The sequence below is a fragment of the Salinicola salarius genome (assembly GCF_002179555.1).
GTDB classification, from domain to species: Bacteria; Pseudomonadota; Gammaproteobacteria; order Pseudomonadales; family Halomonadaceae; genus Salinicola; species Salinicola salarius_A.
Window position 1 is genome coordinate 1 of record NZ_NHOU01000052.1, and the last position, 10,279, is coordinate 10,279.

The following is a 10,279-nucleotide window of genomic DNA, read 5'->3' on the forward strand; positions in this document are numbered from 1 at the left end:
TTTCGGGCCGGCCTCATGAATAAGCCGGGTTACCGACAAGGTCTTCAAGACGCTGTCGATACTCGCCGCGCTGGTGCTGGTGTTCGTGATCGGCGCCTTTTCGGTCGTCACCGAAATCTTCCCCGGGCCGCAGATACAGCATGCCTATCAGGCCGGGCAGGCGCTCTACCATCAGGCCACCGATTACAGCGACGTCTACAAGGGCGATATCTGGCGCACGCAGCGCACCGAAGCCAAGGGCGTCACCCAGTATGATCCCCGGCTCGCCCGCAACGGGTTGGCGCTCTACACCACCGGCACCGAGCCGGCCGCCTATCTCATCGACATGAACGGCAAGGTGGTTCACGAATGGCGCAAGCCATACAGCGAGGCGTGGCCGGACGGAGAGGGCGTGCCCAATCCGCGTCCCGACGAGTTCATTCACTTCCGCAACGCCCAGGTGCAGCCCAACGGCGACCTGATCGCGCTCTACGAAGGCAACGGCGACACGCCTTACGGCTACGGGCTGGTCAAGCTGGACAAGGACTCCAACGTGATCTGGCGCTATGCCGGCCGCGCTCACCATCAGTTTGCCGTCGCGCCGGACGGCAAGATATACGCGCTGATCCATGGCATCTTCGACGACGAGATCGAAGGGCTGGACTACCTCGAACCGCCGCGGCTCGAGGATTCGCTGGTGGTGCTGTCGCCGGAGGGCGAGGAGCTCCAGCGCACCCGGTTGTTGCCGGCCCTGAATGACTCGCCGTTCAGCGAGCTGCTGGACAACGTGCCGGGCATCATGCTCAACGATCCTATCCACGCCAATGCCGTCGACTACCTGACGGCCGACAAAGCCCGCAACTTCCCGTTCGGTAACGAGGGCGATCTGCTGCTCTCCTTCCGCGAGACCAGCTCGATCGCGGTCTTCGACCCGCGCTCGGGCCAGGTCACCTGGGCGACGCGGGGGCCGTGGATTCGGCAGCACGATCCGGACGTGCTGCCCAACGGCGATATCGTGATGTTCGACAATCGCGGCCATTACCACACGCCGGAGGGCGAATCCCGAATTCTGGAATTCGACCCGCGTAACCTGCAGATCACCTGGCAATATGCCGGCACCGCGGAGCATCCGCTGGAGAGCGAGATCCGCGGCGACCAGCACCGGCTGGACAACGGCAACACCTTGGTCAGCGAATCGGATGGCGGCCGCCTGGTCGAAGTGACACGCGAGGGGGAAATTGCCTGGGAGTATCTCGTACCGACGCGTGGCGGGCCTGATGGCGACATGATTCCGATCATCGGATGGTCGCAGCGGCTCGACCCCGGCCAGTTCGATGACGGTTTCAGGCAATCCCTTGATCTCGATGACACGGATCAGCCCGATTCGCCTGATTCATCCGAGCCATCCCATTCATCCGACAGCATCGAAGGCGGCAAAGACGGCGAAAGCGCTCCCCCGGTTCGAACGACCGCCCCCTAGCCAGGGGCGTTCTGAACACCCGCTGTCTCGCAATCCGGAAGATTGAGACGTTCCCGCCGCCATGTCGTCATCGGCATGGCGGCTTTAGTTAACATTTCTGATTGTTTGAAGTTAACAGGTTGTCGTGGCACCATTCAGTCAACTTTATTAATAGAAAAGGTTGACCACTGGCATGACAATGACCTCCTCTCGAACCGGGAATGTCTCCCTGCGTCATGACTGGCAGCGCGAAGAGATCCAGGCGCTGCTGGAACGCCCGTTCAACGATCTGCTGTTCCAGGCGCAAGGCGTGCATCGCCAGCATTTCGATCCCAACGCGGTACAGATCTCCACGCTGCTCTCGATCAAGACCGGCGCCTGCCCGGAAGACTGCAAGTACTGTCCGCAATCCGGCCACTACAACACCGGGTTGGAGCGCGAGAAGCTGTTGCAGCTCGAAGCCGTGCTGGAAGAGGCGCGCAAGGCCAGGGCGGTGGGCGCCAGCCGTTTCTGCATGGGCGCGGCGTGGAAGCACCCGAGCGCGAAAGACATGCCGCTGGTGCTGGAAATGGTGCGCGGCGTGCGGGCGATGGGGCTCGAAACCTGCATGACGCTGGGTATGCTGAACCGGGAGCAGGCCGAGCAGCTGAAGGAAGCCGGGCTCGATTACTACAACCACAACCTGGATACCTCGCCGGAGTACTACGGCAAGATCATCACCACCCGCACCTACGCCGATCGTCTGGAGACGCTCGACCACGTGCGCGAATCCGGCATGAAGATCTGCAGCGGCGGCATCCTCGGCATGGGCGAGAGTGTCGGCGACCGGGCGGGGCTGCTGCAGCAATTGGCCAACCTGCCGGAGCATCCCGAGAGCGTGCCGATCAACATGCTGATCCGGATCCAGGGCACGCCGCTCGAGCATGTCGAGGATCTCGACCCGATCGAGTTCATCCGCACCATTGCCGTGGCGCGCATTTTGATGCCGCGCTCCCACGTGCGCCTGGCCGCCGGGCGCGAGCTGATGAGCGACGAAACCCAGGCGCTGGCATTCTTCGCCGGGGCCAACTCGATCTTCTACGGCGAGCGCCTGCTGACCGCGCAGAACCCCCAGGCGACCCGTGATCAACGGCTTTTCGAGCGCCTCGGCCTGCACCCCGAGCAGCGCGAAGACGTCGATGACGCCGCCCACGAAGCGGCCATTCAGGAGCGCATGACAAGGGCTCGGCTGGATGCGATGGTCACGGATGCTACCGCCTCGTCCACGGCCCGGGTCCGCGTATGACGGCAGCGTCAGAGTACGTTGTGAAGAGCGTTATGCAGGGCGATACGCGGAAGGATTCGCTGGAGTGCGTGCTGGCGGCGCGCCTGGCACGTCAGCACGCGCTCCAGCGTTATCGCCGCAGACACACGACGGCCGGGAAAGGGCCGCATTTCCTGCGCCAAGGGCAGGGCTACCTGACGTTCTGCAGCAACGACTATCTGGGGCTGGCCGGCGATCCTCGGTTGGCGGAGGCGCTGGCCGAAGGCGCGCGGCGTTTCGGCACCGGCGGCGGGGCATCGCACCTGGTCTGCGGCCACAGCGAGGCCCATGAAATTCTGGAAGCGCGACTGGCCGCGCTGACGGGGCAGCCTCGGGCGCTGCTGTTCTCCAGCGGCTACCAGGCCAACCTCGGCGTCATCTCGACGCTGCTCGGGCGGGGGGATGTCGCGCTCCACGACCGGCTCAATCACGCCTCGCTGCTGGACGCGACCCGGCTGGCCGGTGCCAGCCTGGTGCGATTCGCCCATCGGGATGCCGTCGACTGCGGCGAGCGGCTGTCTTCCCTCGCCACTGCGCGGCGAACTCTGGTCGTTACCGATGGCGTCTTCAGCATGGACGGCGATGTCGCTGACCTGCCCGCCCTGGCGGCAAGATGCGAGCGCCATCGAGCCTGGTTGATGGTCGACGATGCCCACGGCCTCGGCGTGCTGGGCACGGATGGCGGCGGCACCTGGCAGGCGCAGAGTCTCGAGCCGGGCAGGATTGCCGCCAGCGTCGGCACGCTGGGCAAGGCGCTCGGCACCCAGGGCGCGTTCGTCGCCGGCAGCGAGACCTTGATCGAGGCGCTGATCCAGTTCGCCCGCCCCTACATCTACACCACCAGTCTCTCCCCGGCGCTGGCGTGGGCCACGCTGACCAGTCTGGATATCGTCCGCGACGAGCCTGAGCGGCGGGCTCATCTTTCCACGTTGATCGAACGCTTCCGCCTCCAGGCGGCCGGCCTCGCCGAACTGGATCTGCATCTGGCGCCTTCCATCACGCCCATTCAGCCACTGATCGTCGGGCCGAGCTGGAGCGTGCCGGGCAGCGGCGGGCAGGGCGGGCAGGGCGGCAACGAAGCCGCGGCGCTCGCCCTGGCGGCGGCACTCGAGCGCGCCGCAATCTGGTGCAGCGCCATCCGCCCGCCCACCGTACCGGCCGGCACATCGCGACTGCGCTTCACGCTCTCGGCGGCTCATACACTCGAGGAGGTCGACCGGTTGATCGGCGTCCTGTTCGATGCCGCCCGTCGTCTGCGGTCGGCAAGGGAAACATTGACGGGGGGAACGTCGACCAGGGAGGCGTCGACATGAACGAGCAGACACTGCTGTTGCTGCCGGGATGGGCGCTCGGTCCCGCACCGCTGGCGCCTTTGGCCCAAGCCTTGCGTCGATTGTTGCCATCGAGTTACCAGGTCGTATGCGTGACCTATCCCGAATTGACCTCGCACCGCCCCGAAAGCTGGGTCGCGGCGCTCGATCATGAACTGCCCCAGGATGCCTGGCTGGCCGGCTGGTCACTCGGCGGCATGCTCGCCACGTCGCTGGCGCAGTGGCGCGGGCATCGCGCACGAGGGTTGATCACGCTGGGGGCCAACGCCAGTTTCGTTGCCCGCCCGGGCTGGCCGACGGCGTTGAGCGGGGCAGCCCTGAAGGACTTTCAGCGCGGGTTGCAGGCTTCCCCCACGCGTACGCTTCGGCGATTCGCGCAGTTGAGCGCGCAGGGCGGGCAGGATACCCGCCGGCTGGGGCGCGAGCTGGTGGCGGCGCTGGCGTCGACGCCGCTGGATCACGCCCTGGCCGGGCTGGAAGTGTTATCCGCGCTGGATCTGCGCGACGTGCCGGGCACGCTGAAGATCCCGCAACTGCATCTCTTCGGCGATAGCGATGCCCTGGTGCCGGCGGCGGCATGCCAGGCCATCGCCGAACGGCTGCCCGGGGGCGGGCGTACGGCGTCGATCGCGGATGCCGGCCACGCCTTCCCGCTGGAGCAGGCCGAACGGACCGCCGCGCTCATGGCGGACTTCCTGCTTTCTTCCGATGACTCGCGACAAGAGGCGGCGCCATGAAAGGCCTGGATCGCGTCGAACGGCACGCCGCGCCAGCCGGCGTGGTCGCGGAGGCGCCGGCGTCGCGGTGCCGGCTGCGAAGGATCGCCGACGGCTTTTCCCGTGCCGCGCACGCCTACGACGACGGCGCCGAGTTGCAGCGCGAGGTGGCCGACCGTCTGTTGGCGCGGCTGCCGGCGCTCGGGCGCTTGCGGACCGTCGTCGATATCGGTTGCGGTACGGGGTATCTGATTTCCCGCCTGGTCGGGCGTCACGCCGGGCTCGCGATCGGGCTGGATATCGCGCCCGGCATGTTGCAGGCAGCGCGCCGTCGCCACGCCGCGCAGCCAATCCAGTGGCTCGTCGGCAGCGCGGAGCGGCTGCCGTTGACCACCGACAGCGCCGACCTACTGGTTTCCAGTCTGGCGGTGCAGTGGTGCGAGTCGCTGGAAGCATTCCTGGCCGAGGCCGGCCGCGTGCTGCGCCCCGGCGGCTGGCTCGCCTTCACCACGCTGTGCGAGGGAACGCTGGCGGAGCTGCGTGCGGCGGGACAGCGCCTCGATGGCAAGCCCCACGGTAATGCCTTCCTGCCCGAAGCGCGCCTGGCGAAGATCCTCGAGGCACCTGGCTGGCAGTTGCACGAGCTGGATCTGACGACGCGCAAGATACATCACGCCACGCCGATCGACGCGCTGCGGGCGTTGAAGCGGATCGGCGCCAGCACGCTGACCGACCCGGCTGCCGGACATGGCGGGCTGGCGGGGCGACGCCGGATCGTCGAGCTGGGCCGGAGGCTGGAAACCTGGCGGGAAGCCGAGGGCATTCCGACCCGCTATCGCGTCGCCACGGTATTGCTGCAGCGTAGTGAGAGGGAGGAGAGATGACGGCCTGCTTCGTGACCGGCACCGACACCGATGCCGGCAAGACCGTGATTACCGCAGGGCTGATGCTCGCGGCCAGGCGCCGCGGACTGACCGTGGCGGGCGGCAAGCCGGTGGCCTCCGGCTGCGAGCGAACGCCGCTCGAGTTGCGCAACGCCGATGCGCTGGCCATTCAGGCCCAGTGCCACCCGGCGCTGCCCTACGATGCGATCAACCCGTTCGCCTTCGAGCCGGCCATCGCCCCGCACATCGCCGCTGGCGAAGCGGGCCTCCCGCTGACGTTGGCATCACTCGAGCGCCCCATGCGGAGCCTGCTGGCGCGGAATGCCGATCTCACTCTGATCGAGGGGGCCGGCGGCTGGCGCGTGCCGATCAACGAGCGGGAGTCGCTGTCGGACCTCGCGATCGCGCTCGCCCTGCCCGTGGTACTGGTGGTCGGCGTGCAGCTCGGCGCCATCAATCATGCCCGGCTGACGCTGGAGGCGATTCGTGGCGACGGCCTGACGGTGGCGGGGTGGGTCGCCAACGGCATCGACCCCGATCTGCCACGTTGCCGGCAGAACCTGGATACCCTCGCCGGATGGCTGGGCGAGCAGGGCGGCGTTCCATGCCTCGGCGTCGTGCCCTGGCTGCCGTCGCCATCCGCCGAACGCGTGGCGGACTTTCTGGATATCGATCCTCTTTTGTAAACGCCAAAAGCCGTTGTAAAGGCCTTTGCAAAAGCCGTTATAAACACCCTCCAAGGGAACCCGTCGAATGACCCGCAATAGTCAATGGATGCAGCGTGACCTGGCCAGCCTGTGGCACCCGTGTACCCAGATGAAGGACCACGAAACGCTTCCCGTCGTACCGATCCGCCGCGGCAAGGGCGTGTGGCTGGAGGATTTCGAAGGCCAGCGCTATCTCGATATCGTCAGTTCCTGGTGGGTCAACGTGTTCGGCCACGCCAACGAGCGCATCAACGCGCGCATCAAGCAGCAACTCGATGAACTCGAGCACGTGATTCTGTCGGGGTTCACCCACCAGCCGGTGATCGAGCTCTCCGAACGGCTGGGGCAGCTGGCGCCCGCCGGGCTGGGGCACTGCTTCTACGCCGACAACGGCTCCTCCGCCGTCGAGATCGCGCTCAAGATGAGCTACCACTACTGGCGCAACGTCGGTCGCCCCGAAAAGCGGCGCTTCCTGACCATCACCAACGGCTACCACGGCGAGACGCTGGGCGCGCTATCGGTCGGCGACGTGGCGCTCTATACCGACACCTACCGCTCGTTGCTGCTGGACGTGATCAAGGTGCCGGCACCGGACGGCTTCGGCCTGCCGCGAGAGCAGTGGGTCGAGCAGGCGAGGGGGGCCTTCGCGCACATGGAAGCGGCGCTGGCGCGTCATGCCCACGAGCTGGCGGCGGTCATCGTCGAACCGCTGATCCAGTGTGCCGGCGGCATGCGCATGTACCCGCCGGAATACCTGACCTGGCTGCGCGAGGCCTGCGATCGTCACGGCGTCCAGTTGATCTTCGACGAGATCGCCGTCGGATTCGGCCGCACCGGGACACTGTTCGCCAGCGAGCAGGCCGGCGTGCGCCCGGATTTCCTGTGTCTCTCCAAGGCGCTGACCGGTGGCTACCTGCCGCTGTCGGTGGTGATGACGACCGACGAGATCTACGCCGCGTTCTACGACGACTACTCGACGCTGAGAGCCTTTCTGCACTCCCACAGCTACACAGGCAATCCGCTGGCCTGCGCCGCCGCCTTGGCAACGCTGGATATCTTCGAGCAGGACGACGTGATCGCCGCCAATCGCGACAAGGCGGCGCTGATGGGGCGTCTCGCCGAGCCGCTGCGAGCGCACCCTCATGTCGGTGACGTGCGCCAGACCGGCATGGTGCTCGCGATCGAGATGGTCGCCGACAAGGCCAGCCTGACGCCTTACGACTTCCGCGAGCGTCGCGGCCTGCGCGTCTACCGGCACGCACTCTCGCGCGGGGTGATGCTGCGGCCGCTGGGCAACGTGATCTACTGGATGCCGCCTTACGTGATCACCCCGGGAGAACTGGAGCGGGTCGCAACGGTGACGCGGGAAGGGCTGGAGCAGGCAACGGCCGATTAAAAATGTGAAATTCCGCTATCTTCCTGTCAACGAAAGTCGAATAGAGGAAGGGCTGCCAGTCGGTGTCCGGCCAGCCTCGCATCGATGCCAGTACCAGACTCCGTCATTCTCAAGATGATGAATTGGTAAGTGTTTTCGTGGTCCGGTCGATTACGCTGCAGGATGACTGATTTTCCGGCGAACGATTAACGCGCGCTGGAACCGTTACCGTCATACGTCATACATGACTACAGGACGCGTCGAAAAGCATGATTTCGGGTAGAAGCCTTACCGTGCTGGCGGCTAAGTGCTGATTGTTGCCATGCCTCGATTTCTCACATAGTGGATTCGCCAAGGAGGTCATGTCTTCTCGTCGATGGCGTTAAAACGCTCGTTTTGGCCCGTGAAATCGAAACACGAGACACCGTGGCTTCCGGACATTTCTCAATCCCGACCTGTGGAGATCGTCATGTCTCTTTATCAGCGCGATATCGAATCGATAAACCGATTGTGCCTGGAACAGAACGGCAGATGGGGCAATATCAATCCGGAGAACGTGGCCCGGATGCGAGCGCAGAATCGCTTCCGAACCGGACTCGATATCGCCCGTTACACGGCATCCATCATGCGCCGCGACATGCAGGCATACGATGAGGATCCGTCACGTTACACCCAGTCGCTAGGCTGCTGGCATGGCTTCATCGGCCAGCAGAAGCTGATCTCGATCAAGAAGCACCACGGCACGACACAGGGGCGGTATCTGTACCTTTCCGGCTGGATGATCGCTGCCATGCGCTCCGAGTTCGGCCCGCTTCCCGATCAGTCGATGCACGAAAAGACCGCCGTTCCGACCCTGATCGAAGAGCTTTACACTTTTCTGCGTCAGGCGGATGCCAGGGAGCTGACGACCCTGTTTCGCGAACTAGATAGCGCCAGAAAGCAGGGCAACGAAGTGATGACACGCGGCGTGATCGACAGGATCGACAACTTCGAGACGCATATCGTGCCGATCATTGCCGATATCGATGCCGGATTCGGCAACGAAGAAGCCACCTACCTGCTGGCGAAGAAGATGATCGAGGCCGGCGCCTGCTGTATCCAGCTGGAGAATCAGGTATCGGACGCCAAGCAGTGCGGTCACCAGGATGGCAAGGTCACCGTTCCTCACGAGGATTTCGTGGCGAAGATCAACGCCGTCCGTCACGCATTCCTGGAACTCGGCGTGGACGAGGGGGTGATCGTCGCGCGTACTGATTCGCTGGGCGCCGGTCTGACGCAGAAGCTGCCGGTCAGCAAGGAGCCGGGCGATCTCGCCTCCCGGTACAACAGCTTCCTCTGTACCGTGCCGATCTGCGCGGTGAAGGACATCAACGAGGGCGACACCCTCATCAAGCTCGATGGCGACCTGCGCAAGCCGCTACGGCTCGCCAACGGTCTCTACCGCTTCCGCCCGGACACCGGCGAGGACCGGGTCGTGCTGGACTGCATCAATGCCCTGCAGAATGGCGCGGATCTGCTGTGGATCGAGACCGAGAAGCCCCACATCGGCCAGATTGCCGGCATGGTCGAGCGTATTCGCGAAGTCGTGCCGAATGCCAAGCTGGTCTACAACAACTCGCCCTCGTTCAACTGGACGCTCAACTTCCGCCAGCAGGTCTACGATCGCTGGATAGAGGAAGGGCGGGATCTCTCCGGTATCGAACGCGGCCAGTTGATGAGCGCGGCGTACGACGACTCCGAACTGGCGCAGGAAGCAGACCGCCGGATCCAGACATTCCAGCGCGACGCCGCCCGCGAAGCCGGGGTGTTCCACCACCTGATCACCCTGCCGACTTACCATACGGCGGCGCTCTCCACCGACGAGCTCGCCGAGGGCTACTTCGGTGATGCCGGCATGCTGGCCTACGTTGCCGGCGTGCAGCGCCGCGAAATTCGGCGCGGGCTGGCCACGGTCAAGCACCAGGACATGGCCGGCTCCAATATCGGCGACGACCACAAGGAGTACTTCTCCGGCGCGGCCGCGCTCAAGGCCGGCGGCGGGCTCAACACCATGAATCAGTTTGGTTGAGCGCTATCGGCGATCGAGCGGAACTCGAGAACCAGGGCGGGCCATTCCTCGGTAGAGGCGTGGCCCGCTTCTCGTTCAAGGCATGACCCGCTCATGAGAGGCTTCCTCGCCTTCGAAATGTTGCCGAGTCGTTTTCCTTCCGCAGTAACACGTTACGAAGCCAGCGGGGCGGTTGTCGTACCATCGTTTTGGCCAGCGTATCGTTTTGACCAGCGTATCGCCTTCGAACGGTCGCTCGTGAATAGCGGCGTTCGAACGACGGCAGGATCAGGGAGCGGCGCTGAACGACAACAAGGCCTTCGCGTCGCTACGCGGCCAAGGAGCGTGCATGCCAGGTTTCGTGGATGAAGTCAGCCAGGGCGTCGTCAGGGGATGGTATGTTGCCGATGGTCGGCAGCCGCGCGCTTGCCAGAGCGTCGTCATTTCCGTCAACCCGGCTTATTCATGAGGCCGGCCC

Annotated in this window: 8 protein-coding genes; all 8 read left to right on the top strand. The window is 64.9% G+C overall.

Annotated elements, in window-relative coordinates:
* The first annotated feature begins 73 nt into the window (after nt 1–73).
* The 8 genes from CCD76_RS18160 (at nt 74) to CCD76_RS18195 (ending at nt 9,822) form a co-directional block, all read left to right on the top strand.
* Entirely contained in the window at nt 74–1,459 is a 1,386-nt protein-coding gene (locus CCD76_RS18160; protein ID WP_218777075.1) for an arylsulfotransferase family protein, read from the top strand.
* Between the two features lie 178 nt (nt 1,460–1,637).
* The gene (gene bioB, locus CCD76_RS18165) at nt 1,638–2,723 is read left to right on the top strand and encodes a biotin synthase BioB (protein ID WP_087720948.1); all 1,086 of its coding nucleotides are present in this window, start codon (nt 1,638–1,640) and stop codon (nt 2,721–2,723) included.
* A 20-nt stretch (nt 2,724–2,743) separates the two neighbouring features.
* The gene (gene bioF, locus CCD76_RS18170; RefSeq protein WP_373419436.1) at nt 2,744–4,054 is read left to right on the top strand and encodes an 8-amino-7-oxononanoate synthase; all 1,311 of its coding nucleotides are present in this window, start codon (nt 2,744–2,746) and stop codon (nt 4,052–4,054) included.
* A complete protein-coding gene (locus CCD76_RS18175; protein ID WP_087720943.1) occupies nt 4,051–4,809 on the top strand; it encodes an alpha/beta fold hydrolase in 759 nt (252 codons plus the stop codon). Before bioF ends, CCD76_RS18175 begins: the two co-directional genes overlap by 4 nt.
* Nucleotides 4,806–5,672: a methyltransferase domain-containing protein gene (locus CCD76_RS18180; RefSeq protein WP_087720944.1), complete on the top strand. Its 867-nt coding sequence runs from the start codon at nt 4,806–4,808 to the stop codon at nt 5,670–5,672. The genes CCD76_RS18175 and CCD76_RS18180 overlap by 4 nt, the downstream gene beginning before the upstream one ends.
* Nucleotides 5,669–6,358, top strand: a complete 690-nt coding sequence (bioD, locus tag CCD76_RS18185) for a dethiobiotin synthase (RefSeq protein ID WP_087720945.1) — start codon at nt 5,669–5,671, stop codon at nt 6,356–6,358. Before CCD76_RS18180 ends, bioD begins: the two co-directional genes overlap by 4 nt.
* Nucleotides 6,359–6,425: 67 nt before the next feature.
* Nucleotides 6,426–7,775, top strand: coding sequence for an adenosylmethionine--8-amino-7-oxononanoate transaminase (locus CCD76_RS18190; RefSeq protein ID WP_087720946.1), 1,350 nt, complete (start codon nt 6,426–6,428; stop codon nt 7,773–7,775).
* Between the two features lie 448 nt (nt 7,776–8,223).
* A complete protein-coding gene (locus tag CCD76_RS18195; RefSeq protein WP_087720947.1) occupies nt 8,224–9,822 on the top strand; it encodes an isocitrate lyase in 1,599 nt (532 codons plus the stop codon).
* Nucleotides 9,823–10,279: the final 457 nt, after the last annotated feature.